General features: G+C 63.4%; 10 protein-coding genes. 5 read left to right on the forward strand and 5 right to left on the reverse strand.

Annotation, left to right across the window (positions count from 1 at the left end; all coding sequences use genetic code 11):
• Positions 1–49: 49 nt before the first annotated feature.
• Positions 50–223: a hypothetical protein gene (locus B0E55_RS31815; RefSeq protein WP_020968508.1), complete on the reverse strand. Its 174-nt coding sequence runs from the start codon at positions 221–223 to the stop codon at positions 50–52.
• A 156-nt stretch (positions 224–379) separates the two neighbouring features.
• On the opposite strand from B0E55_RS31815, the gene B0E55_RS01810 reads away from it, so the two are divergent.
• Positions 380–2134 (forward strand): ABC transporter ATP-binding protein, encoded by a 1755-nt coding sequence (locus tag B0E55_RS01810; RefSeq protein ID WP_080908962.1) that lies wholly within the window; start codon positions 380–382, stop codon positions 2132–2134.
• An 11-nt stretch (positions 2135–2145) separates the two neighbouring features.
• Entirely contained in the window at positions 2146–3933 is a 1788-nt protein-coding gene (locus B0E55_RS01815) for an ABC transporter ATP-binding protein (RefSeq protein ID WP_443216801.1), read from the forward strand.
• A gap of 44 nt (positions 3934–3977) precedes the next feature.
• Here the strand turns inward: B0E55_RS01815 and B0E55_RS01820 are convergent, their stop codons facing one another.
• A complete protein-coding gene (locus B0E55_RS01820; RefSeq protein WP_007734348.1) occupies positions 3978–4913 on the reverse strand; it encodes a methionyl-tRNA formyltransferase in 936 nt (311 codons plus the stop codon).
• A 110-nt stretch (positions 4914–5023) separates the two neighbouring features.
• Here B0E55_RS01820 and B0E55_RS01825 point away from each other — a divergent pair, with 110 nt between their 5' ends.
• Positions 5024–5827, forward strand: coding sequence for an alpha/beta fold hydrolase (locus B0E55_RS01825; protein ID WP_020906324.1), 804 nt, complete (start codon positions 5024–5026; stop codon positions 5825–5827).
• A 59-nt stretch (positions 5828–5886) separates the two neighbouring features.
• On the opposite strand, the gene B0E55_RS01830 is transcribed toward B0E55_RS01825, so the two are convergent.
• From B0E55_RS01830 to B0E55_RS01840, 3 genes are all read right to left on the reverse strand, one after another.
• Positions 5887–6156, reverse strand: coding sequence for a metal-sensitive transcriptional regulator (locus tag B0E55_RS01830; protein ID WP_007734349.1), 270 nt, complete (start codon positions 6154–6156; stop codon positions 5887–5889).
• Positions 6157–6246: 90 nt separating this feature from the next.
• Complete coding sequence (locus B0E55_RS01835) at positions 6247–6657, reverse strand: DUF302 domain-containing protein (protein WP_041815625.1); 411 nt, start codon at positions 6655–6657, stop codon at positions 6247–6249.
• A gap of 117 nt (positions 6658–6774) precedes the next feature.
• Entirely contained in the window at positions 6775–8922 is a 2148-nt protein-coding gene (locus B0E55_RS01840) for an MMPL family transporter (protein WP_080908963.1), read from the reverse strand.
• A 161-nt stretch (positions 8923–9083) separates the two neighbouring features.
• On the opposite strand from B0E55_RS01840, the gene B0E55_RS01845 reads away from it, so the two are divergent.
• Positions 9084–9668, forward strand: a complete 585-nt coding sequence (locus B0E55_RS01845; RefSeq protein ID WP_070796441.1) for a class I SAM-dependent methyltransferase — start codon at positions 9084–9086, stop codon at positions 9666–9668.
• Positions 9669–9769: 101 nt separating this feature from the next.
• Positions 9770–26464, forward strand: a complete 16695-nt coding sequence (locus B0E55_RS01850) for a non-ribosomal peptide synthetase (RefSeq protein ID WP_080908964.1) — start codon at positions 9770–9772, stop codon at positions 26462–26464.
• Positions 26465–26541: the final 77 nt, after the last annotated feature.

Genomic DNA, 26541 nt, shown 5'->3' on the forward strand with positions numbered 1-26541 from the left:
ATCCGGACTGACAGGCACGTGGTTCCTTCTCGGTCGGTGAGGGAAAGATTCAGTCGAGCTTGGCGGCGGGAGAGATACCGAGCATCGAGAGCAGCATCCTGCACTCGTCGGCATCCTCCGCGTATGCAGCGACAACGTGCTGCGCCATGCGCGCTGTTTCCTCGGCGACGGTCTCGATTTCCTCGTCCGCGATCTCGGTTTCGACGGTCGTGTTCTCAGCCATCATGTTCCTCTCGTGCTTGCCTGCACGGCGCAAGCAATGTTTCTTACTCGCGACTCTATGAGAACTGGGCGTGTCGACGCTAGTTGCTCATGTATTAGGGTCGACTTACTTATCTCTGTACTCAACTTTATCGCTTCCATCGATGCTTGGAGTTCCATGAGTTCGACCCCCTCGAGTGTGACCGTCGACTCGGACGAGCCGGATAGTGGCAATCACAGCGGTGCTGCGATTTTGCGACGCGTCCTCGTCCGCAACCGTCGCCCGCTCGCTATCGGCACGGTTCTGGTCTGTCTGCACCAACTGACCGAGACGGCGGTGCCGATCTCCATCGGTGTGATCATCGACCGTGCGGTGGAGACTTCGGACACCACGGCCCTGATCGTCTCCATCGTCGGTCTCGCGGCTCTGTTTCTCGTTCTGACGGCCGCGTGGCGCTTCGGTGCACGCTTCATCGTCACCGCGATGCAGCAGGAGGCTCATCGCCTCCGGCTCGAGGTGGCGCACCGCGTCCTCGATCCGCGTGGGGTGCGCACCGATCTGCGTTCAGGTGAACTGCTGACTGTTTCGACATCGGACGCCGAGCAGACTTCGTGGATCGCGGACATCGTCCCGCGCGCGGCTGCGGCCCTGACGGCTGCGGTCGCGTCGGCCGTGGCGTTGGTGTGGATCGACCTCTGGCTGGGATTGGCCGTTCTGATCGGAACGCCGGTCATTCTCGGTCTGCTGCAATTGGCGGCGCCGCTCATCACGTCGAGGGCCACCGGTCAGCAGGCGTCGATCGCGCGGGCGTCGGCGATGGCTACCGATCTGGTCAGCGGATTGCGTCCACTGCGCGGTATCGGTGGTGAGAAGACCGCGTCGGCTCGCTATCGCACAGTCAGCCGTCAGGCTCTCGCGTCGACGATCGGCACGGCCAAGGCGACCGGTATCTACACCGGCGTTGCCGCGACCGTCAGTGCGTTGCTCGCGGTCGGTGTTGCGGGCTTCGCCGGATACTTCGCTTTGCAGGGCCGGATCACGGTCGGTGAACTGATCACCGTGGTGGGGCTTGCGCAGTTCATCATCGAACCGCTCGGATTGCTTGCGTCCATTCCCGGATACTTCGCGGTGGCGCGGGCGTCGTCGGATCGACTGGCGTTGGTCTTGGACGCGGAGCCACTGCGGGGCGCGGGTTCGCAGACCGAACTCGAAGGCACCGACCTGACCCTCGACGGAGTCGAGTACAAGTCGCTCAAGGGCATCGACTTGCACCTGCCTGCGGGAGAACTGCTGGGCGTCGTGGCTTACCAGCCGCAGGACGCCGACGCTCTTGTCGCGGTCCTGTCCGGTCAGCTGGCTCAGGGCGCGTATCGCGGAGTGGTGAGGGTTGGCGGAATCAGCCTGTCCGACATGGACTTGCGATTGGCGCGTCGGACGGTGTTGGTGGAGCCGCACATCACCGATCTGTTCTCCGGGTCCCTCGCCTCGAACGTCACTGCGGGCGCCGGTGACGCCGCTGCTCTCGACATCCAGAGCGCTCTGGCGGCGTCGGCAGCGGCGGATGTCGTCGACGCACATCCGGACGGTCTCGACCTCGAAGTGACCGATCGAGGCGCCAGTTTGTCGGGAGGTCAGCGACAACGCGTCGCCCTCGCGCGCGCCTTGGTGGCACAGGCACCCGTGATGGTCCTGCACGATCCGACTACGGCAGTGGACGCGGTGACCGAGGCGTCGATCGCCGAAGGAATCGCAGAACTGCGGCACGAGGGTGCCGGTGGCATCCACACGACGGTATTGATCACCAGCAGCCCCGCCTTGCTGGCTGTGACGGATCGAGTGATCGTCTTGAACGACGGAGTGATTGCCTCGATCGGCACACATTCCGAACTCTCTCGCGGCGACGCGAACTACCGAGGAGCGGTGCTGCGGTGACGGCCACGGACATGACAACCGATATGCCGGCCGGGGAGAACGCCGAGAAGGTGACCGAGCGCGAACTGTTGCCGATCGCGAGTGGTCGCCAGACCTGGAAGTGGTTGCGAGCAGCGCTGGCCGAACACCGGATGCAGAGCCTGTTGGTCCTGATCGTCGCGGCTTCGGCGTCGGCGATGGCCTTGGTGCCGATTTACGTATTCGGTGTCCTGGTCGACCGGGTCCGGGACAACGCGCCCACGTCGACGATCGTCGGGGTGGTCGTGATCATCGCCGCCGCCGCAATCGTGGGCGGTGTGTTCACCGGTGTGGCCGCCTATCTGATCAAGCGACTCGGCGAGACGATTCTGGCGGACCTGCGCGAGCGAACCGTGGACCGGGCACTGCGCCTGCCGATCCAGACCGTCGAGAAGGTCGGCAAGGGCGATCTGCTCTCACGAGTCGGCGACGACGTGTCGGTGATCGCCAAGGCCGTGTCCGACGTGGTTCCCGGCATGATCGCAGCAGTTCTGCTCGTGGCTCTGAGCATGGTGACCATGCTGGGACTCGACTGGCGCCTCGGCCTCGCCGGAATGGTCGCGCTGCCGATGTACGCGCTGGCGCTCAAGTGGTACCTGCCGCGATCGGCTCCCATTTACGCTGCCGAGCGGGTAGCGATGGGCGCTCGTTCACAAGCGCTCATCAGCAGCCTCCAGGGTGCCAAGACGGTCCGCGCGTACAGCCTCGAGAAGGAACACCTCGGTCAGATAGATGCGGCGTCGGCAAAAGCGCGTGATCTGGCCGTCGGCGTGTTCGGCCTGTTCACGAGGTTCGCCGGTCGCGGTAACCGCGCCGAATTCGTGGGCTTGTCCATGATTCTCGTCGTCGGATTCCTGCTGGTCCGTGAGGACGTCGTGACAGTCGGCCAGACGACGACTGCTGCTCTGCTGTTCCATCGCCTGTTCAACCCGATCGGCTCGCTGCTTTACACCTTCGACGAAGTGCAGTCGGCCGGCGCCAGCCTCGCGCGACTGGTCGGCGTCGTCGAGATCGAGGAAACGGAGCCTTCGACGGATGCAGGTTCCGTTCCGGCCGACGGTTCGCTGCGTCTGGACGACATTCGGCACAGCTACGACGGTGGCCATGAGGTTCTCCACGGAGTGACTCTCACCTTGCGAGCGGGGGAGCGCGTGGCGCTCGTCGGTTCGACCGGAGCCGGAAAAACGACGCTTGCGGCGATCGCTGCCGGTTCGATCACTCCGACGTCGGGGCGGGTGTCGATCGGTGGTGTCCCGCTTGCCGACCTCGACGACCTACGACGCCACATCGCGATCGTGAGTCAGGAGGTCCATGTTTTTGCCGGGCCCCTGATCGAGGATCTGAGGTTGGCCGCTCCCGAATCCTCGGACGAGGACGTAGCCGCGGCGCTGCGGACGGTCGGCGCGTACGAGTGGGTGGAGGCTCTCGACGAGGGAATGCTGACCGTCGTGGGCGAAGGCGGGCACGAGATGACGGCGGCACAGGCGCAGCAGTTGGCTTTGGCGCGACTGGTGTTGGCCGACCCGGCCGTCGCGGTACTGGACGAAGCAACAGCGGAGGCGGGTAGCGCCGGAGCACGGGAACTGGAAGCGACTGCCGAAGCCGCTACGGAGGGCCGCACCACTCTGGTTGTTGCACACCGGCTTACACAGGCCGCGGGCGCCGACCGAGTGATCGTGCTCGAACACGGACAGATCGTAGAAGAAGGCCCGCACCGCGAACTGGTGTCCGCGGGCGGGCGTTACGCACAACTGTGGGCGGCCTGGGAAGGTCGCGACTGAGGGGTTTGTACTGGGGTTTGTACTGAGGGGGTCTGATCAGACGATCAGGTTAGGTACCCGCCGCCGTGGGGGAAGAACTCGGCGGCGGTGTACTCGCTGCCGTCGTCGAGTCGGACGCGCTCGATCCGCAGTCCCTTGTTCTTGCCCGACCATGCGTCGGGGCCCGCGACGATCACCATGCCGTCGTCTTCCTGGATGAACACTCGGCCGGGGGTTCCTCCGTAGTGCCCGCGTGAGACGGACGCCTTCAGGATGCGGATGCGCTGGCCCTTGAACTCCGCGAAAGCGTTGGGGTACGGATCGGACTGTGCCCGGACGAAACGCTCGATGACCTCGGCCGGCCAGGACCAGTCGACGTGGCTGTCCTGTGGTGCACGCTTGTGGAAGAACGTGGCCTGCGATCGGTCCTGCGGCGTCCAGTCGGTCCGCCCGGACGCGATCAGATCCAGGGCGTCGAGTGTGATGGGGCCGATCATGTCGATCGTGCGGTGGAACAGATCGGTGACGGTGTCGGTCGGGCCGACCGTTGTCGAACGCTGCAGCACAATGTCGCCCGCATCGAGTTCCTCGTCCATCAGGTGCGCCGTGAGGCCGACTTCTTCTTCGCCGTTGATCAGAGCCCAGATGAGCGGGGAGAATCCCGTGTACTTGGGTAGCAGCGAATCGTGGATGTTGAGGGTGCCGTACTTAGGTGCGTCGAAGACCTCCGCCGGCAGCCAGGTACGCCAGTTGTTGGCGACGATGATGTCGGGAGCTGCTTCGGCCAGCGCGGCCTTGAAGGCGTCGTCAGGCTTGTTCGCCACGTGAACGGGTACACCGTTCTCGGCCGCCAGATCTGCAACCGAGTCCGCCCACATCTGTTCGTAGACGTGCTCACTCTTCGGGTGTGTGATTGCCAGCACGACCTCGTGATCGGAGTCGATCAAGGCCTGCAGGGTACGGTGGCCCCAGGTTTGGTATCCGAGCGTAGCGACTCTCAACGGGGGTCCTCCTGGACGAGCATGGGCTGGGGTTGCGGTCACACGACCGCCCATCAGCTTAGGCTATCCAACCAAAATTGTTGATCACACGTACGAGGAGGAAGGCTGACATGACGGTCGCCACAATCAACGGAATCCCCATCAATTACCAGGTCAAGGGTGATGGAGATCTGGTGGTGCTCATCATGGGGACCGGCAGCCCCGGCCGCGTCTGGGATCTGCACCAGACCCCGGCGCTGGTGGCCGCCGGCTACCGAGTCTGCACCTTCGACAACCGCGGAATCGCACCGTCCGGCGAGAGCCTCGGCGGCATCACGATGCCCGACATGGTTGCGGACACCGCCGGACTGATCGAGCACCTCGGTGGCGGCCCCGCCCATGTCATCGGAACCTCGATGGGCGCCCGGGTGGCGCAGGAACTGACGCTCGCCAGGCCCGATCTGGTTCGCAAAGCAGTGTTCCTCGCCGGCCACGCCCGGATGGATCATTTCCAGCAGGTCCTGACCGAGGGTGAGCGCCAGTTGTTCGACAGTGGCGTCGCTCTGCCGGCCAAATACCGTGCCGCAGTGACCGCGGTGATGAACCTTTCGCCGGCCACGCTGGCAGACGATCACTCCGCGCGCGACTGGATGGATATCTTCGAGTTCACCGGCGGCGCAACGTCACCGGGTGTTCGCGCGCAGCTCGGTATGGACCGCGCCTTCGATCGACGGGGCGCGTACAAGTCGATCATGCGCCCGTGCCTGTCCGTCGCTTTCGCCGACGACCGCATGATCCCGCCCTACCTCTCCCGCGAGGTGGCGGACTGCATCGCGACGGCGTCGTTCGAAGAGATTCCCGACGCCGGACACTACGGGTACCTCGAGCGTCCGGAGGCCGTGAACAAGGTGCTGATCGACTTCCTGGCGAAGTAGTTTTCCGCATGCGAGAAAGGGCCTGACCTGCTGACTGCAGGTCAGGCCCTTCTCATATTTCAGGCCAGTGCCAGGAACAGCTTCTCGAGTTCGGCCTCGGTCATCGGTTCCTGACCTTCCGCGCTGTCACCGCTCAGGCATTCACGCAGCCCGGAAGCGACGATCTTGAACCCTGCTCGGTCCAGCGCCTTCGACACGGCTGCGAGCTGCGTCACGACGTCCTTGCAGTCGCGGCCGTTCTCGATCATCGAGATGACCCCGGCAAGTTGGCCGTGAGCACGCCGCAGTCTGTTCAGTACGAGCGCAATGCTCTCTTCGTCGCCGGTCATGGTGGCCCCTTCTCGAGTGTTCGTGCTGCGACCGAGGGTACCCCTGGGGGCATGTCACTGCTTGATCCAGTGTTTGATCCGGCTGCGGTGTCAGATCAACGAGTCGACGGCTGCCCGCAACTTGACGGCGGCGTCGGCCGCCACGGACTCCAGGCCTGGTTCGCCGGAAACCTGAACCATGAGAGCGGGATTCATCGCTTCGACGAAGAACGAATTCTCGGTAGTCGTATCTTCGCGGACGACAACGTTGCACGGCAGCAGGAGGCCGATCTGACGATCCACCGAAACTGCCCGATGGGCCAACGGCGGGTTACAGGCACCCAGGATCAGGTACTTTTCCATGTCCTCGTCCAGCTTCGCCTTGAGTGTTGCCTGCATGTCGATCTCGGTCAGGATGCCGAAGCCCAGCTCGGCGAGAGCAGCACGAGTTCGGGTGACGACGTCGTCGAAAGTTCCGGTGACCTTGGTTGCGATCGCTATCGGTTCTGTGGGTGTTGTCATTGCCCGCTCCTTGTCGTTGGCTTCGGTGCCATTGGCTTCGATGTCGTTGGCTACGATTTCTCTTGTCTCCATCATACCCCTGGGGGTATCAAGAAGACAGTGATGTCGGGTACACGGTCAGCCATGCGAGAAGCTGATGTTCGGCAGGACGCGTCGTAACCATGCCGGCGCCCACCAGGCTGCCCGGCCGCTGAGGCGCAGGAGAACGGGCAGCAGCACCAAGCGGACGAGCACTGCGTCCAGGAGGACAGCTACACCTAGAATGATGCCCATTTCCTTGGGTGGCAAGGGATCTGCGAGCGCAAAAGTGAAGAAGACCGCAACCATCACCGCTGCTGCCGCCGCAATGACCCGACCCGAATGTGCGAGGCCGTCGATGTGTGCGGTCTCGGGGTCACCTGTGCGTTCGTAGTGCTCCTTGGCGCTCGAGAGCAGGAACACGGTGTAGTCCATCGCGATGGCAAAGATCATGGCGAAGAAGAAGACCGGACCCCACCCGTTGAGAAACCCCTGGGGATCGAAGCCGAGCAGGCCTGCTCCGTGGCCGTCCTGGAAAATCAACTTCGCGATTCCGAATGCGGCCCCAGTGGACAGCAGGCTGACCAGCGTGCCGATCAAGGCAATCAAAGGTGCCTGGAGGGCGATCAGCAGCAACAGGAATCCGAGCGTCAGAATCACGACCACCACGAAGGGAAGGTAGTCGTCGAGCGCCTGCTGAAGGTCGAGATTTTCAGCCGGAGCGCCGCCGACGAGCGCCGATTCCGGCAGTTGCGACCGAAGGTCGGCAAGGATGGTTTCCATCGCAGGATCTGACGGGTCGACGGTGGGAACTGCTTGCAGCATAACCAGATCGGATCCGTCGGCCGCTTGTTGCGTCGGGGTGATCATTGCGACGCCATCCACGCTCATGGCAAGACGCGAGGTGTCGGCTGCATCGTCGGCGGACGTGACGATCTGCAGCATTCCGGGTGCCCCGTCACCGAACTGCTGCTGCACCAATTCGTATCCCTGTCGAACCGGGGCGTCCTCGGGAACCACGGCGATGGAGGGCATTGCAACCTTCAGTCCGAAGACCGGAACGACGAGGGCGATAAGGACGATCACGGCGCCGATGCCGAAAGGCCACGGGTGCTTGTGCAGCAGTGATGCCCAAGCTGCGAACATCGGGGAGCGGTGCTGCTGGCGCTTTGCATACGGTAGTGAACCGCCGTTGACCTTGGCGCCGATCCGGCCGAGCACGGCAGGTAGCAGGGTGAGTGTTGCGGCGAGAACGAAGATCACAGCGAGCATGATTCCGACAGCCATCGTGCGTACGGCCGGGGCTGGAACGATGAGCACCGCAGACAAGCTGACCAGAACTGTGAGGCCGGAGAGGACAACAGCTTTGCCGGCGGTGTCCATCGTTTGAGCCACGGCGGCCCGCGGATCCGGATCGGTTCGCAGTGCTTCCCGGAACCTGGCGACGAGGAAGAGTGCGTAGTCGATCCCGAGCGCCAGAGCGAACATCATCGCGAAGTTCATGGCCCACACGGAAATCGGCGTGATCTCGTTGAGGATCACAAGCCCGCCCGCCGAAGCGACCAGACCTGCGAGTGTCAGAAGCAGTGGGAGTCCTGCGGCAACCAGGGAGCCGAAGGCCAACACCATGATCGCGAGAGTGACGGGCCACGACATCATTTCGGCCTTGATCATCGCTTCGTGATTGGCCTTGTTGAAATCGCTCCACAAAGCCGACGCGCCGGTGGGGTACACCTCGATGGTGTCCGTGGACAATGCAGTGAGTTCCTTGCCGAGTTCGTCTACCGCACTGACCATCTCGTCGGTACTTGCGTTGGCGCCCGCGATCATGATGCCGGTATGTCCGTCCGGGCTGATGGTCATGCCGGCCTGCGGGGCGACCACTTCGCTGAAACGAGGGTCCGCGGAGAAGATTTCCGTTGCCGCCGCCAGCGTTTGCTGCATCGACGGATCGGTGATGGGCAGAGAATTCGAGTGAACGACCACCTGCACTGCAGCGGAGGAGTTTCCACCGAAATGCTGCTCGGCCAACTCGCGAACCTGCACTGATTCGGATCCGTTTGCCTGCCAACCTGCGCCGGCGAGGGAGGTGAAGACGCTGGGCGCTGCGGCGCCGAGTGCGACCAACGCGATCAACCAGACGCCGATGACGAGGCGGGTGTGCGCCGCCATCGATCGACCGAGGCGCGCGAGTATGCCGTCGGATTGGGCGGGTGGGTCCGCGGTGACTGTTCTGGTCGCTGACATCTTCGCTCCTGATACGGGTGGGGGTATTCCTGACCGTCACCTGTATACCCCCAGGGGTATGCATCTGTCACGTTTGAGGGTTCTCTATGCTGCTCGTTGCACCGTCTGATCGGAGACAGTGGAACGAACCGCGGTGAAACGAACCACGAGGAGCAGTGATCATGGACGCACACGACTGGGACGAGCGATACCGAGCGGTGACGGAGCCGTGGGGAATCGACCCGGCGGGAACCGTTGCAACACGAATTGCCGACCTGAAGCCGGGCACTGCGATCGATCTGGCCTGCGGCGACGGCCGTCACGCGCGGTGGATGGCCGGGCAAGGGTGGTCGGTGACTGCCGTCGACTACTCGTCGGTGGCGATAGATCTGGCACGGGAGAGTGACTTGGACAAGGCTGTCGACTGGCAGGTCGGCGACGCGACCACGTGGCAACCGGAAGGGGTAGTTGACCTGGTGTTGGTCAGCTTTCTTCACCTCGAGGTCGACGAGCTGGCCGACACGCTCAAACGCGTCGGGGAGTGGCTGACGCCAGGCGGGCGCGTCCTCTATTTGGGGCATTCGATCGAGAACTTCCACCGTGGTGTGGGCGGCCCACCCGAACCGACCATTCTGCCCGGTATTTCCGATCTCGCTCGCGCCGCGGAGGGATCGAGGGTCTACGCCCTCGAACATGTCGTTCGGCCGCAGGACGGTAAGACGGCAATCGACGTTTTGCTCGAATTCGGTCCGTGGGAACAGGTCTGACCAGGGCGGGAGCGCACCTTCACGTTCCTGGGTAGCCTACCCTAAACTTGCGAGGGTGTTCGTCGTTCGATGAGCATGAACGACGATGATCGGATTTCTCGATGTCTGACCACTCTCAGGTAGCTCACCCGTCTGTATCGGGCGGTGGCGATCTGGACGCAACGCTCCCGGCGACGGCCGCTCAGCGTGAGGTGTGGGTTGCTCAGAACGTCGATCCGAGCAGTCCGGTGTACAACATCGGACTTGTCGTCGAGGTCGACGGGACGATCGACGTCGAGCGCGCGGCAGCGGCGATCAAGGCCACAGTCGGGCGCGTCGAAGCGCTGTTCGTGCACTTTCGGGTGGATGCTGACAACCAGCTGATCCAGGTGCCGATTCCGGATGCGCGCTGGGACGTGGAAATTCTCGACCTTCGCGCCGAGGCGGATCCCGATTCGACTGCGCAGTCGTGGATGGACACCGATATGGCTCGGGTCTTCGGTGCGGACGATCTGCTGTTCCGCCAGGTGCTTCTGCGAACTGCTGACGACCGAGTCATCTGGTATCAGCGCTATCACCACAGCGTGGTCGACGGGTACGGCATCTCGCTCATCGTCGCCGACGTAGCCGAGCGGTACGACGATCCGAACCTCGAGACTGCGGCGCCGGTGTGGTCGCTCGATGCGGTGGTGGCGGCCGATCTGGAATACCGGAACTCTCCGCGGTTCCAGCTCGACCGTCAGTACTGGGTCGAACGAGTTGAATCAGGACCGGAAGCAACGCGGATTCTGCATGGGCAGGTGGATGATTCGCTGCCGTCGATCGCGGCGATGCTCACGCTCGACGTCGATCGTGCAGCGCAGCTCTATCGCTATGCCGCCGACGCCGGGATTCGGCGAACTCGCCTGCCCATGGCTGCGCTGATCGCGTACATTGCACGAACCACCGGACAGCACGACGTTGTCGTCTCGGTGCCGATGGCCGCTCGGGTGGGTCGCGACATGCGGCGCACTCCCTCGATGGCGTCGACGATTCTGCCGCTCGGTATTCGAGTCGAACGCTCGGAAACCATCGGCCAGTTGGCAACTCGTCTCGACACCGCCTTGATCTCGATACTCAAGCACGGGCGGTACCGGGGCGAGGATCTCGCACGCGACGTGCGAGCAATCGATCCCGACCGCCAGGTCTTCGGTCCCGGCATCAACTCGATGATGTTCGAACACACACTCACCTTCGGCGGCTGCCCGGTGCGCGTGCGTAATTCGGTGACCGGTCGGGTCAGTGACCTGGATCTGAGCGTGCGCGGTGGTCAGGACGGGGAACCGATCGAGATCGACGTCCGCGCCCCGGCCGGATTCGACAGGGAGTTGGCCGATCACACCGCCAGAATCGAACAGTTCCTCGATCGATTCGTGGCCGAGCCGCAGCTTCCGATCTCGGCACTCGACCCCATGTCGCCCGCGGAGCGTGAACTCGTTCTCCATGGGTGGAACGACACCGCAGAACCGCAGCCCGTGACGACGGTGCCGGATTTGTTGCGCAGCAGCTTCTCGGCCGATCGGGGCGCTGTCGCCGTGGTCGACGGCGATATCCGGCTGACCTACGGCGAGCTCGAAAGTCGGGTATCGCAGCTCGCCGCGCACTTGATCTCGCGCGGCGTCGCACCCGAAAGCGTTGTGGCGATCGGCCTTCCGAGATCCGCCGAGATGGTGGTGGGGTTGTTGGCCGTCATGTGCGCCGGCGGCGCCTTCGTGCCACTGGATCCGTCCTGGCCCGCAGAGCGCCGCGAATCGGTACTCACCGATGCCGGTGCCACATTGGTGCTCACCTCGGACGGCGTAGACGACTCCGTATTGGTCGATCTCTCCGCGTGGGCATACGAGGACGGGCCTTCGGACCTGTCCGAGATAATGACCTCTGGCATACGTATTCACGGTGCCCAACTCGCGTACGTCATCTTCACGTCCGGTTCGACCGGACGTCCGAAGGGCGCCATGATCCGCCACGAGGCAATCTGCGCAAGGTTGCTGTGGCAGCGGGAGCGGATTCTCGGGTTCGGGTCCGGCGATGCCTCTCTGTTCAAAGCCCCACTCTCGTTCGACATCTCGATCAACGAGATCCTGCTCCCGCTCGTCTCCGGCGGTCGATTGGTGATCGCGAAGCCAGAGGGGGAACGCGACCCGCAATACCTGCTCGACCTGATTGCCGGAGAATCGGTCACTTTTGTCTACTTGGTTTCGTCGATGCTCGACATCCTTCTGGATCTGGCGAACGGGACCGATCAGCTCGATTCGTTGAAGCACGTGTGGTGCGGCGGTGAGGTTCTCACGCCTGAACTCTTCGATCGGTTCCGTGCCCAACTGTCCACGACGCTGTATCACGGCTACGGGCCGGCGGAAGCGACTATCGGTGTCTCCCATGTGATCTACCGCGAGGACGCGGAACGAATTGCCACATCCATCGGGCGCCCGAACCCCAACACTCGCCTGTACGTGTTGGACGGTGACCTGCAGCCGGTTCCGGTCGGCACCGGCGGCGAACTCTACGCAGCGGGCTTCTTACTGGGGCGCGGATATGTGGGCGCGTCGGCGTTGACCGCGTCTCGTTTTCTTGCAGATCCCTTTGTTTCCGGTGATTTGGCCGGATCCCGGATGTATCGCACCGGTGACTTGGCTCGATGGACCGCCGACGGCACCCTCGACTTCCTGGGGCGCACGGACAATCAGGTGAAGATTCGTGGCATGCGCCTAGAACTCGAAGACGTCGAAGCCGCCGTGATCTCACACCCCGGAGTGCGCCACGTGGCAGTTCTGGTGCGTCAAGCACCCACAGGTGCAAAGTATCTCGCCGCGTACGTGAGTGCAGCGTCGGGGACGAACCTTGCGGTCGACTCACAGGACATTCGCGAGTGGGCGGCGAGCAAGCTGCCCGACTACATGGTCCCGACCACCGTCACTGTCCTCGACGAGTTTCCGCTCACGGCCAACGGCAAACTCGACCGTCGAGCCCTTCCTGAGCCCGATCTCGCCGAACTGAGTGCACACGTCGCCGCGAGAAACGAAGTCGAACAACAATTCTGCACGTTGATCGCGTCGGCGGTAGGTCTCGAATCGGTTGGCGTGACCGACGATTTCTTTGCACTGGGCGGTGACAGCATCGTCGCGATCTCGCTCGTGACCGCGGCTCGTGCAGCCGGTTTGTCGATCAGTCCACGCGAGGTGTTTCAGCTGCGCACCGCCGAGGCGATGGCGCGCGCCCAATCCGGCCGAACGGCTGAGATCGTCGATCATTCGGACGAACCGATCGGCCACGTAGCCACGACGCCCATCGCTGCCAGGGCCCTCGGGACGCTGGACGTAGCACGAACCTTCCATCAGCGAGCGCTGATTCAGACTCCGTCAGCTTTGACGTCCGAGCATGTCGAGGCGGCGCTCGATGCCCTGGTGGCACGCCACGATGGACTTCGTGCGAAGTTGACTTCCGAAGGATCGCTGCTTGTTCCGGCCACCAACGAATTGGCTGTGGTCTTCGAGACCCGTGCACTACCGGTGCCGCTCGAAGAATGCGGACCGCTGATCGTCGCCGAGACCGAGCGAGCCGTCAGGCGTCTGAACCCGGCAGACGGCACGATGGTCAGTGCTGTTCTTTTCACCACTGCGACCGGTCCCGGAAGACTGTTGCTTGTCATCCACCACGCGGTCGTCGACGGTGTCTCCTGGCGCATCATCCTCGAAGACCTTGCGCGCGCGGGTATCGCAGCGATACAAGGCGACGAACCCTCACTCGCTCCGGTCGGCACGTCGGTGAGAAGGTACGCCGAACTCGTTTCGGAGGCGGTCGGAGCCGGGCGACTGGACTCGGAGATCGAGTTCTGGGACTCGGTGACTTCCGCACAACAGTCACCTCTCGGCCGTCGGGCACTCGACCCGGCAGTTGACCTCGCGCGCACCGCCGCGGCGCGATCGATCACCCTGCCTCCGGAATTCGCCGATCGGTTGTTGGGCAGTGTCCCAAGGGCATTCGGGGCCGACGTGAGCGAAGTGCTGATCACCGCATTGGCCGTTGCGCTGACCAAGTGGAGCGGTGCCGCATCGGTGACGATCGACTTGGAAGGGCACGGACGCGACGAAGACATCGTTCGCGGTGACGGCGCTGCGCACGTCGACCTGACACGTACTGTCGGATGGTTCACCACGGTATTCCCGGTTGCACTCGAAATCGATACAGCCGCTCCGGATCTCGAAGCGAGCGGTGAGTTGGCGGTGGTTCTCAAGAGCGTCAAGGAGCAACTTCGACGCGTCCCGAACGCAGGCTTCGGGTACGGCGCATTGCGATACCTCGGCAGCTCGGATCAGTTGCGTAGCGTCGCAGCACCCGAGGTGGTGCTCAACTATCTGGGGCGCACTGCAGTTGCAGAGGGGGACTGGTTCCCGGTGTCGATGGACGGCGCTGCCGATCCGTCCATGCCGTTGGGTCACGCGTTGTCTGTCGACGTCGTAGCCGAGGAAGCGGCCGGTGGGCCACGACTGAGGGCCACTCTGACCTGGGCGTCGAATATCTTCCTGCGTAGCGACATCGACAGGTTTGCGCGGTTGTGGCTGGACTCGCTCAAGGCCGTGTCCGGGCTCGCAGCCTTCGGCGGCGCGACACCGTCCGACTACCCTCTGGTGGCGCTCACTCAGGCGGATGTGGACGGGTTGCCGAAGGCAGAAGAGATTCTCCCGCTCACTCCGTTGCAGGAAGGGATCTACTTCCATTCGGCTTTTGCCGATCCGGGGGCTGATCAGTATGTCGTGCAACAGGTCGTGGAGCTGACCGGCGCCGTGGACAGCGCGGCTCTGCGCCGTGCGCTGCAATCCGTCGTGGATCGACACGAGGCGCTGCGCACCGGATTCTCGGTCCTGGGCGACGGCCGGGTCGTGCAGGTGGTGCACCCGAGCGTCGTCGTGGAGATGGCAGTAGTCACGGATGCCGGCGCCGACGTGGATGAACTGCTTTCCGCCGACCGCGCGCGCGGGTTCGACCTCGCGCAGCCGCCGCTCGTCCGTTACACACTGCTCCGTGCCTCTTCGGAGAAGTACCTTCTGCTGCAGTCGATTCACCATGCGGTTGCAGACGGATGGTCGGTCCCGGTGATGCTGCGGGAGCTGATGGCGTCGTACAGCGTTGGCGATTCCGGCGTGGTGCTCCCGAGTCCGGCGCCGTACCGCAGCTACCTCGAATGGTTGGCCGGCCACGATCACGAGGCTTCGGCAGCGGTGTGGAGAAAAGCACTGAACTCTCCCGGGCCCGCGGTCGAACTTCCCGCGCCGAGCGCGGGCAGCAGCGGTGTCCATGCTACCCGAGTCGGGCTGTCCGACAGTGATACTCGCGCGCTGTCGACCACCGGACGCTCCTACGGTTTGACGCTGAGCACGCTCGTGCACGGCGCCTGGGGACTGGTGCTCGGCCGAATGACCGGCCGAACAGACGTGCTGTTCGGATCAACCGTATCGGGACGCGGTGGAGACCTGCCCGGCATCGAGTCCATGGTGGGCTTGTTCATCAACACTGTGCCGGCTCGGTTGCGGTTCGATCCGGCAGAGACAGCCGCGCAAGCACTTTCTCGTTGGCAGAGGGAACAATCGGAACTACTCGACCATCAGTACCTGGGGCTACCGGAACTGCGGCGGACCGGCGGACTGGAGCAGAACTTCGAATCACTGGTCGTGTTCGAGAACTATCCACTCGGTGACACGGCAATCGCTGATCCGACGAACTCGGTGAGACTGACGGGAATTCGATTCGACGAGCGACCGGCCTACCCGCTGACCCTGATCGTCGTCCCCGGCGATCAATTGGCGTTGGAGCTCAAGTACGACACTGCTCAGGTGGACGGCGATGCCGCTGCGTCGCTGGCCGAAGCTCTCGCAGTCGTGCTCGTAGAACTCTCTCGCGATCTCGACCAGGTCATCGGCCGGATCGCGCTGGCACCCGCACAGCCGGGGAGCATCGGCAGTGCCTTGGATCGGCCGCGCGCAACGCTGACCGAGCTGCTGCAGGATCAAGCCGGGCGTACGCCCGAAGCCACCGCAGTGATCTTCCGTGAAGAGTCGCTGACCTACGCCGAACTTCACTCTCGCGCTGATCGTTTTGCGCATCTGCTGCACGAACGTGGCGTCGGACGCGAATCATTGGTGGCGGTTGCCTTGCCGCGCTCGGTCGATCTGATGGTTGCGATACTCGGCATCGGGAAGGCCGGGGGAGCATACGTTCCGCTCGACACCGGCTATCCGGCGGAGCGGCTGACGTACATGCTGGACGACGCCGATCCGGTGTGCGTCGTGGTGTCGGAAGATTCTTCACTCGATTCGGGTTCGGTTCCGCGGGTGACGGTATCGGAGTCCGCGCAGTTCCCAGCCGAACCGCTGAGTGTCCCAGGATCGCCCGCGGATGCCGCGTACATGATCTACACCTCGGGTTCGACCGGTCGTCCCAAAGGCGTTGTGGTCACCAACGAGGGTGTGGTCAACCGATTGCTCTGGGCACAGCAGATACGTCCGCTGGACTTCTCCGACCGGATGCTGCAGAAGACCCCGTCGAGTTTCGACGTCTCCGTCCCCGAATTCTTCTGGCCGTTCCTGGTGGGGGCAACTCTGGTGATGGCCGAGCCGGACGGGCACAAGGATCCGGGCTATCTGGCCGACGTCATCGTCGAACATTCCGTAACCCGAGTGCATTTTGTTCCGTCGATGCTCGAAGTGTTTCTTGCGGAGCCGAAAGCAGCACTGTGCTCTTCCCTCGAGATCGTCAACTGCAGCGGTGAGGCACTGCCCGTTCACGTTGCGCGCAAGGTTGCCGAGATCCTGCCGAACGTTCTGGTGGACAACCTCTACGGCCCCACCGAGGCTGCCGTCGACGTCAGTTGGCAGCCATCGGTGCAGGACACTCCGGCAGACGCGGTGAGTGTCCCGATCGGCGCACCCGCCGTCAATACCGGCCTGTTCGTTCTCGATCCGTATCTGCAGAACGTTCCGGCCGGTGCCACCGGTGAGCTGTATCTGGCTGGACCACAACTGGCGCGTGGTTACCATGGACGTGGGGGATTGACCTCCGAAAGATTTGTGGCGAATCCGTACAGCGACGGCGGCTCGCGGATGTACCGGACCGGTGACATCGTGCGGTGGAATGCCGACGGCGTTCTCGAGTACCTCGGCCGTGTCGACGAGCAGGTGAAGGTTCGTGGATTCCGCATCGAGCTCGGTGAAATCGAAGCGCAGTTGGCATTGTGCCCCGGAGTCTCGGCAAGTGCCGTGATCGTCCGAACCGACGGTCCGAGTAACCGCGCACAGGTGGTCGCCTATCTGGTCGGAGATGCTGATGACGCTGCGGTTCGAGGGCAGTTGTTGTCCGTGCTACCGGAGTTCATGGTGCCGAGCGCGTTCGTGCGGCTCGAGTCGCTGCCGCTGAGCCCGAGTGGCAAGCTCGACCGAAAAGCCCTACCGGCACCGGATTTCGCGGCACAGGTGGGCGAAACGACGGGAGTAGTTTCCTCGGGCGTTGCCGACCTCCTCGCCAGGCATTTCGCGACAGTTCTCGGCCTGCCACGCGTCGGGGCACGCGACGACTTCTTCACTCTCGGCGGCGACAGTATCCTGGCGATCCGACTGGTCAACCTGGCTCGTCGTGATTCGGTAGTGCTGACCCCGCGTCAGATCTTCGAACTGCGCACTCCCGCTGCGATCGCCGCAGCGGTGGGTGATGTCGCCACGTCGGTTGCCACCGTCACGGCCGACATCGGCGTGGGTGAGCTGGTTCCGCTGCCGGTGGTTCACCGCTTGTCCGAATGGACGGGTGGTACCGATCGCTTCAACCAGGCAGTTCTGATCCACTCCCCGGCAACATCTCTCGATTCGATCACCGGCGCAATGCAGGCCGTGCTCGATCACCACGACGGACTTCGCCAGACCTTGATCCGACATGACCGCGGAATGTGGTCGGCGCGGATCGAGGAACCCGGCAGTATCCGGGCAGCGAACCTTGTCGAACGCGTTGATGCTCGGGGACTGGATGACGCCGAGTTGCGGACGCTCATCACCGTACGTTCCGAGCGGGCGACCAGTCGATTGGATCCGTCTGCAGGACGGATGGTCTCGGTGGTCTGGTTCGATTGTGGCGCTGAGAATCTGGGCCGACTCGCGATAGTCGCGCACCATCTGGTCGTGGACGGGGTTTCGTGGGGAACCCTGCTCGAGGATCTCGCGATGGCCTGGGTGGCCGTCGAGGCCGGAGAGCCCGCAGCATTGGACGCCGTCGGAACTTCGCTGCGTACCTTCTCCCGCACGGTGGCCGAACACGCAAGCAGTGCTCATCGATTTGCCGAACTCGATCACTGGCTGACCGTGACCGCTCCGGGCGCGGAGTTGATCCCCGGTACCGCGAGCTATGCCGTTGTATCCGGAGGCTCGAGGCGCACGGTCACGGTGGACGGAGCAATCTCCGAGGCGGCACTCGGAACGGTTCCGGCCATGCTGGGTGCTGAGGGAACGGATGTTCTGTTGGCTGCGTTGGCGATGTCGGTCGATCGCTGGCGTCGTTCCACCGGTCGCAGTGAGCGCGAACTGCTGGTCGATCTCGAAAGGCACGGCCGCGAGGAGTTGGTACCCGGGACCGATCTGTCGCGAACAGTCGGCTGGTTCACCACGATTGCCCCGATGCGACTGCTCGGCGGAACCGACCCGGTGGACACGCTGCGCGAAGTGAAGGAGAGCCTGCGGGCGGCTCCGGACGGCGGTATCGGCTACGGGATGTTGCGGTACGTGAATGCACGTACGGCATCGAGATTGGCGGGGCGCTCCGAATCTCAGATCCTGTTCAATTATCTCGGACGTACGACGACAGCTGGATCGACAGCATGGTCCCTGGCAGCGGAATCCGAAGCCATGTCCACCGATCCCGACGCAGACATGGGAGGTCCGTATCGGCTGATCGTGAATGTCGTCAGCGTGGATTCGGAACTCCGTGCCGACTTCGCCTGGGCAAGTGAAGATTTGTCCGAGGAGGATGCGCAGTCACTCTCCGACGGCTGGGTTTCGGCGCTCGGCGATCTGGCGGCTGCGGCCGCGGAGCATGACGGGCCTCCCATCCTGACCCCGTCCGATGTGCCGTTGCTCGACCTGAGTCAGGCCGAGATCGACGCGATATCCGATGCGAGCCCGGCGGGTGTCAGTAGCATCCTCCCACTCTCACCGTTGCAGGAAGGCCTGTACTTCCAAGCCGGCTACGCAGGCAGCAGCGACAGCCGCAGTGGTGGGGACATCTACACGGCACAGTTCTCGATGGACTTCGGGCACACCCTCGATGTCGACAGGTTGGCTGCGGCCGCCCGGACACTTCAACGACGAAATCCCACGTTGCGAGCGGGATTCGTGAGCGAAGGACTGAACGAGCCTGCGCAGTTCTTCAGTGCGGGACTCGATGTTCCCGTCGCCGTCCACGATCTCCGTGAACTCGACGACTCGGCTGCTCGTGAGCGCGCCGAGGCCGTCGCCGCCCAAGACAGAGTGACTCCATTCGACCTGACCGCGCCGCCGCTGTGGCGTATGAGCGTGCTGCATCTGCCCGGCGGACATGATCGACTGGTGATCAACCGGCAGTTCCTGTTGTGGGACGGCTGGTCCAACGGCCTTGTCGTCAGCCAGCTTCTGGCGCTGTACGACACCGGCGGGGACGACAGCGCATTCGGCGAACCCGAGGGGTCGTTCGAGGCCTACCTCGCCTGGTTGGCCGACCGCGACGGTGCAGCCGCCGACGCGGGGTGGCGCGGAGCGCTCGCAGGACTCGAGGAGCCGACGCTTGTTGCCGAGCCTGCGCCCGGCGTCGAACCTCAGCTTCCGGATCGCCGCGATGCGGTTCTGTCGGAATCGCTTTCGCGTGCATTGCGTGAGCGCGCTGCCGCGTCCGGCGTCACGTTCAATACGGTACTGAACGCAGCGCTGGCTCTGGTGCTGGCGTCGGCCACCGGTCGACAGGACGTCGTCTTCGGCTCCACGGTTGCCGGAAGGCCACCGGAGGTGCCGGGAATCGACACCGTGGTGGGCATGTTCCTCAACACCGTTCCCGTTCGGCTGCAACTGGATCCGAACGAGAGCGTCGAGGAACTTCTTCGCCGAACGCAGGCGGATCGTCTTTCGCTGATGCCATTTGACTACCTCGGATTGGCCTCGATCCAACGTGTTTCCGAGCATCGTCAACTGTTCGACGTGCTGATGGTCCTGCAGAACTTCGTGGACGAGAAGCAGGTCGACGCACTCAATGCCGCACACGACGTGAGCGGCAGCGACAGTATCGATCACACGCACTATCCGCTGACCGTGGTTGTCACCCCGGGTACCACCGTCAACGTCAAGTTCGAGTTCCATCCGCATCTGGTGACCGCGCGCCGAGCCGAGGACCTGCTCGGTCACTTCGTCGACCTGCTCCAGAGTTGGTCGCAGGATATGACAGGTTCGGTCGTTGCGACGCCGATTCCCGCGGTAGCGCAGCAGACGCAGATCCGAGAGTTGCCGGAGCGCACCATTGCCGACCTGTTCGAAGAGGTGGCGTCGGCGCAACCGAACGACACGGCACTCGTGTTCGGGAAGCGTCGGATGACCTACGCCGATCTCGACGGCGAGATCAATCGGATGGCGCGGTTGCTGATCAACTACGGCGCCGGGCCGGAAAAGATCGTGGCTCTTGGTCTGCCGCGCTCGGTGGACATGGTCGTCGCGCTCTTCGCCGTATTGCGCACGGGCGCTGCCTACCTACCCCTCGAACTCGACCATCCGGCCGAACGGTTGGCCGTGATGATCGACGACGCGGATCCGGTCGTGTTGCTGACGACTGTCGCCGCCGCACCGAAATTCGAAGGCGCGGACGTCCGCACCGCGGACATTCGGACCATCGTGCTCGACGAGCCGGACACTGCGGCAAGGCGACTGACGATCTCGGCGCGGGCACTCTCCGCGGCGGAACTCGGAGCATTCGCCCCGGGAGCACCGCATCGGCTCGACCACCCCGCGTACGTCATCTACACCTCCGGTTCGACCGGCAAGCCCAAGGGCGTGGTCACCGGTTACCGCGGCTTGACGAACATGCAGTTCAACCACCGCGAGGCGATCTTCGAACCGGTGATCGCCGCGACGGGCCGGCGCCTGCGGATCGCGCACACCGTGTCCTTCGCCTTCGACATGTCGTGGGAGGAACTTCTGTGGCTCGTGGAAGGCCACGAGGTCCACATCTGTGACGAGGATCTGCGTCGTGATGCCGAGGCGCTCGTTGCGTACTGCGACGCACAGGAAATCGACGTCGTCAACGTGACACCGACCTACGCGACGCACCTGATCGACAGCGGGCTGCTCGACGACGCTGTGGGACAACACCGTCCGCCGCTGGTCCTGCTCGGCGGTGAAGCCGTTCCGGATTCGGTGTGGAACAGGCTGCGCGAGACCGAGGGAACCGTGGGCTACAACCTCTACGGTCCGACGGAATACACGATCAACACTCTCGGCGGCGGAACGACCGACAGTGACACCCCGACGGTCGGCAAGCCGATCTGGAACACCGCCGCGCACATTCTCGACGGCTGGCTGCGACCGGTCCCCGATGGAGTTGCCGGCGAACTGTACATTGCCGGAGCCGGTTTGGCTCGCGGCTACCTCGGACGCTTTGCGCTCACGTCCGAGCGCTTCGTCGCAGATCCGGCCGGGACCGGAGAACGTATGTACCGCACCGGGGATCTGGTGCGGCGACGCGCTGACGGCAACCTGGACTTCCTGGGCCGCACCGACGACCAGGTGAAGATCAGAGGTCACCGCATCGAGCCGAGCGAAATCGTCTCCGTTCTCGAATCCGACGAGCACGTGCGGCAAGCAGCGGTCGTGGTCGACGTCGGGGCGGGCGGAGTCAAGAGGCTCGTCGGCTACGTGACACCCGTGCAACTCGGCGCCGTGCACGACTATCGCGCGCAGGCGCGAGTTCTCCTACCCGACTACATGGTTCCGGCCGTGGTGATCGAGGTGGAGTCTCTACCGATGACCGTCAACGGCAAGCTCGACGTCAAGGCACTGCCCACGGCCGATTCGGTGCTGGGGGAGCGGAGTGGGGAGTCGATTGCACCGCGGAACCACACGGAAGAGGTTCTCTGTGAGCTCTTCTCCGACGTACTCGATGTGGACGACATCGGTGTCGACGACAACTTCTTCGACCTCGGTGGGCACTCGCTTCTGGCCACCAAACTGATCAGTCGAGCTCGGATCGCCATTCCGAACAGTCTGACCATGCGTGATCTCTTCGAAGCACCGACCGTCGCGGAACTCGCGGAACGCATTGTGGTCGAGCAGGGATCAACGCGACCGATGCTGGTAGCGAAGCCGCGGCCGGACCACCTTCCACTTTCTGCCGCTCAACAGCGTTTGTGGCTGATCGGACAGATGGAAGAGAACTCCGCGGCCTACAACTTCCCGATCGTGCTCCGCTTGGACAGTGCATTGGACGCGGACATCTTCGCCGCGGCGCTGGGCGACGTCGTTGAACGACACGAATCCTTGCGTACGGTATTCCGGTTGGTGGACGGAACACCGGAACAGATAATTCTCGAATCGGCGAAGGTTCCGGTCGAGACAGTTCATTCACGGGAATCCGGTGTCGCCGGCGAAGTTGCAGTGGCAGTGGGCCGTCCGTTCGACCTTTCGAACGAGATTCCGATTCGCGCCCGTCTGATCCGAGTAGACGGTGCCGTAATCGTCGTGATCGTCCTGCATCACATCACAACGGACGAATGGTCCGATCGGCCGTTCCTGCGCGATCTGATGTCTGCCTACTCCTCTCGGATTCAGGGCGAGGAGCCAGCTTTCGAACCGCTACCGGTTCAGTACGCGGACTACACCCTGTGGCAACGGGAATTGCTCGGCAGCGCCGACGATCCGTCGAGTGTCCTGAGCACGCAGTTGGACTTCTGGGCGAAGAGTTTGGACGGAGCCCCCGAAGAACTGCTGCTTCCCACCGACCGGAGCCGACCGGCCAGACCGAGTTTCTCCGGTGGCGCAGTGGTAACACGGTTGGGTGTGGACACAACTGCCGCACTGCGAGATCTGGCGCGCGAGAGCCAGAGTTCGATGTTCATGGTCCTGCACGCGGCGTCGGCGGCGTTGCTGACTGCGCTCGGAGCGGGTGAGGACCTTCCCCTCGGCGCTCCCGTAGCCGGACGTAGCGAACAGGGGCTCGACGACTTGGTCGGCTTCTTCGTCAATACGATTGTGCTGCGCACGGATACGTCGGGTAACCCGACGTTCCGGGAGTTGGTGGATCGCGTTCGCGAGGGAGACCTCGAGGCCTTCGCCAACGCCGATGTTCCCTTCGAAACTGTGGTGGAACTTCTCAATCCGTCGCGCACCTTGGCACGCAACCCGCTGTTCCAGGTCATGGTCGGCTATCACAGCCGCGAGGAGATGGGCGGGGATCCGTTCGAACTCGAGGAGTACACAGCCAAGTTCGATCTGGTGTTCAACTTCACCGAGTACCTCGGCGACGAAGGCTGCATCGACGTCCGACTCGAATACGGCAGCGACCTCTTCGATCGCGAAACAGCACAGCGAATTTCGAACCGATTGGAATCGGTGATCGCGGCAGTCGTGGAATCTGCCGACATTGAGATCGGCGACATCGACATCTTCTTGCCAGGCGAACTCGAGCAAGTTGTCACCTCGTTCAACGACACCGCCGTCGACGTGCCGGAGGAAACGTTCTACGACGCCTTCGTGCGTGGGGTCGCTGCTACACCCGAGGCGATCGCGGTGCGCGACGAGGCGGGGCAGGCCACGTACCGCGAGCTCTCCGAGCAATGTGATCGGATAGCCGGCGTGCTGTATCGGCGCGGGGTCTCGGTCGAAGACGTGGTGGGACTTGCCGTCCCGCGTTCGGTGGAGATGGTCGCGTCGGTCCTCGCCGTGCTCAAGCTGGGAGCAGCGTATCTACCCCTGGATCTGAGCCACCCGAGCGAGCGCATCGCCTACATGCTCACCGATTCTCGCACCTCGGTACTACTGTCCACCTCGGAGGAAGGCTCGCGGATCGAGGATGTGGTCGGCGTCGAGCGAATCCTCTTGGACGAGCCGCTGATCCGAGCGGAACTGGACGAGGCAGTGATCGTCGAAACTCCCAGGCCACCAGTTGGCGTCAACCACGCGGCCTATGTCATCTACACTTCGGGATCGACCGGCAAGCCGAAGGGCGCCGTCCTTTCCCATGACGGTATTCCGAGTCTTGTTGCGACAGCTGAGGTTCGGATGCGACTGGTACCGGGTTCGGTGGTGATGCAGTTCGCTTCGGTCGGCTTCGACGTTGCGGTATTCGAATTGGCGATGGCTCTGTGCACGAGCAGCACCCTGGTGATCGTGCCGCAGAGCGCACGAGTGGCCGGCCCGGCGTTGACCGATTTCATGACGAGCAATCGCGTGACTCATGCAATCATCCCTCCCTCGTTGCTGGCCGCCCTGCCGGCGGGATGTGAAGTACCGCAGGGTTGCACGGTGTTGGTCGGAACCGAGACGGTTCCGCCCGAGCTGATCGGGCGATGGGCGGAGCGGCTGAATTTGCTTGCCGCGTACGGACTCACCGAAGCCACGGTGAACAACACACTGTGGCAGGCGGAACCCGGTTGGAACGGTGCTGTGCCCATCGGAGTCCCAGACCCCAACGAACAGGCGTACGTGCTCGACGATCAACTGCGTCCGGTTCCGCCGGGAGTATCCGGCGAGCTGTACATCGCGGGACGCGGCCTGGCGAGAGGCTACCTGGGCCGATTCGATCTGACGGCACAGAGATTCATCGCCGATCCCTTCACCGCGGGCGATCGCATGTATCGCACCGGCGATCGAGCGCGGTGGCGCTCGGACGGAAACATCGACTTCCTCGGCCGCGTGGACGATCAGGTCAAGATTCGCGGTTTCCGAATCGAATTGGGTGAAATCATCGGAGCTCTCAGTGCCCATCCTTCGGTGAAGCAGGCAACGGTCGTCGCGGATCGGCAGGGCGAAATCACGCGCCTGGTCGGTTACGTGTCACCCGAACCCGGTGCTGTGGTGGACACGACGGCAGTGCGAAATCTCGCTGCAATGTCGTTGCCCGATTACATGGTCCCGACCATGGTTGTCGCTCTCGATGGTCCGCTCCCGTTGACGCCCAACGGAAAGCTCGACCGCAAGGCGTTGCCCGCTCCGGACTGGTCGGAGTTGGCGGGTGATGTTGCTCCTCGCACTGCCGTGGAGTCCACGGTTGCAGCTGCCTTCGCGGAGATATTGCAACTCCCGAGCGTCGGAGTCCACGACAGTTTCTTCGAACTAGGTGGACATTCGATGGCTTCGATGAAACTGGTCGGTCGCATTCGTGAAGCGTTCGGCGTGGACGTCAGTATTCGAGACGTGTTCGACGCACCGAGCGTTGCGGAGTTGGCGGCAGTCGTTGCGCGTTCGGAGGGTGGACGCCCGGTCCTGGCGCCGGCGGCGAGGCGTCCGGAGACCATGGGTCTGTCTGCGCCGCAACGTCGTCAGTGGGAGTTGTTCCGCACAGCCGGCGAGCACCCGCAAGCAAGCCACGCGCTGGCGCTGACCCTGAATTCGAAGATCGATCCGGAGATTCTCGGGCACGCTTTGGACGACGTGACGTCGCGCCACGAACCCCTGCGGACCACCTTCGTCGAGGTCGACGGCATCGTCGTGGCAAGAGAATCGGTGCGGCCGACTGTCGATGTGGTCGATGTCGGCGCCGGCGATGTGGGTCGAGTGGTGTTCGAACTCGCTCAACTTCCGATGGATCTGCGTGAGCAATCGCCGTTGCGGGTTCATCTGGTTCTCGGTGAAGACGGCTCTCGGACACTGCTTCTCGTCATGCACTACATCGCCGTCGACGAGTGGTCCGTAGTGCCGCTGCTGGGAGATCTGGTCTCTGCTTATGCAGCCAGGTCGCAGGGAGATCAACCGATCTGGGACGAGCTTGCGTTGACGTACGCCGACTACACCGTGTGGTCGGACGAGCTGTTGGGAGACCCCCTGGACGTCGACAGCCGTGCCTCGAAGCAGCTTGCGTACTGGCAGGATGCGCTCGACGGAATACCGACCAGTGTGAATCTTCCGTTGCCGGAAGATGACTCGGAACTTCGGGGTGACGTGGTCTCTGTCGACATCGACGCGGATCTGCACGCCAGAATCGACGCGCTGGCTGCGCGCACCGGGACGAGTATGTTCATGGTCCTTCAGGCTGCGCTGGCTGCCGTTCTCACGAAGGCTGGGGCGGGTACCGATCTTCCGATCGGTTCATTGGTTGCGGGCAGGTCGGATCCCCGTCTCGAACCGATGATCGGATCCTTCTTCAATGTTGTTCTCCTGCGCACGGATACGTCCGGTAGTCCGACGTTTGCAGAATTGCTCGGTCGGGTGAGGGAAGGCAACCTGGAAGCGCTGAGCAATCAGGACGTCTCGTATGTGTATGTCGAGCAGGCTCTGGGTAATCCGGCGTCCATGAGACCTCAGGTGATGGTGATCCATCACCAACAGGCGGATTTGGACGGGCTCGGCGACTTCGGTTCTCTCGTACCGATTCCGGTGGGAGTGCCCGATGCGGATTTGACGTTGAGTTTTTACGAGCCGGTGGGCGAAGGGCCTGTTTTTGCAACTCTCGGGTTCCGTGCCGACCGCGTCGATGCGGGTGCGGTCCGTGAATGGGCAGGTCAGCTGGTCGACGTGATCGAGGCTGCGGCCATCGCCGAAGGGGATGACGTGAGTGAAGGGGCGAAACTATGACATACGTCGCATCGCTCCGCGGGGTCGACCGCTATACGGGGGCTCGCAGTATTGATACCCTCACCTCATTAAGGGTA

The organism is Rhodococcus sp. 66b (assembly GCF_002076325.1).
In the GTDB taxonomy this organism is placed as follows: domain Bacteria; phylum Actinomycetota; class Actinomycetes; order Mycobacteriales; family Mycobacteriaceae; genus Rhodococcus_F; species Rhodococcus_F erythropolis.

What these genes read in the sequence shown, in the direction of transcription:
- B0E55_RS01810 (WP_080908962.1), top strand. Translation starts at nt 380, where the DNA reads ATGAGTTCGACCCCCTCGAGTGTGACCGTCGACTCGGACGAGCCGGAT.
- B0E55_RS31815 (WP_020968508.1), bottom strand. Translation starts at nt 223, where the DNA reads ATGGCTGAGAACACGACCGTCGAAACCGAGATCGCGGACGAGGAAATC.
- B0E55_RS01850 (WP_080908964.1), top strand. Translation starts at nt 9,770, where the DNA reads ATGTCTGACCACTCTCAGGTAGCTCACCCGTCTGTATCGGGCGGTGGC.
- B0E55_RS01825 (WP_020906324.1), top strand. Translation starts at nt 5,024, where the DNA reads ATGACGGTCGCCACAATCAACGGAATCCCCATCAATTACCAGGTCAAG.
- B0E55_RS01835 (WP_041815625.1), bottom strand. Translation starts at nt 6,657, where the DNA reads ATGACAACACCCACAGAACCGATAGCGATCGCAACCAAGGTCACCGGA.
- B0E55_RS01830 (WP_007734349.1), bottom strand. Translation starts at nt 6,156, where the DNA reads ATGACCGGCGACGAAGAGAGCATTGCGCTCGTACTGAACAGACTGCGG.
- B0E55_RS01840 (WP_080908963.1), bottom strand. Translation starts at nt 8,922, where the DNA reads ATGTCAGCGACCAGAACAGTCACCGCGGACCCACCCGCCCAATCCGAC.
- B0E55_RS01845 (WP_070796441.1), top strand. Translation starts at nt 9,084, where the DNA reads ATGGACGCACACGACTGGGACGAGCGATACCGAGCGGTGACGGAGCCG.
- B0E55_RS01815 (WP_443216801.1), top strand. Translation starts at nt 2,146, where the DNA reads ATGACAACCGATATGCCGGCCGGGGAGAACGCCGAGAAGGTGACCGAG.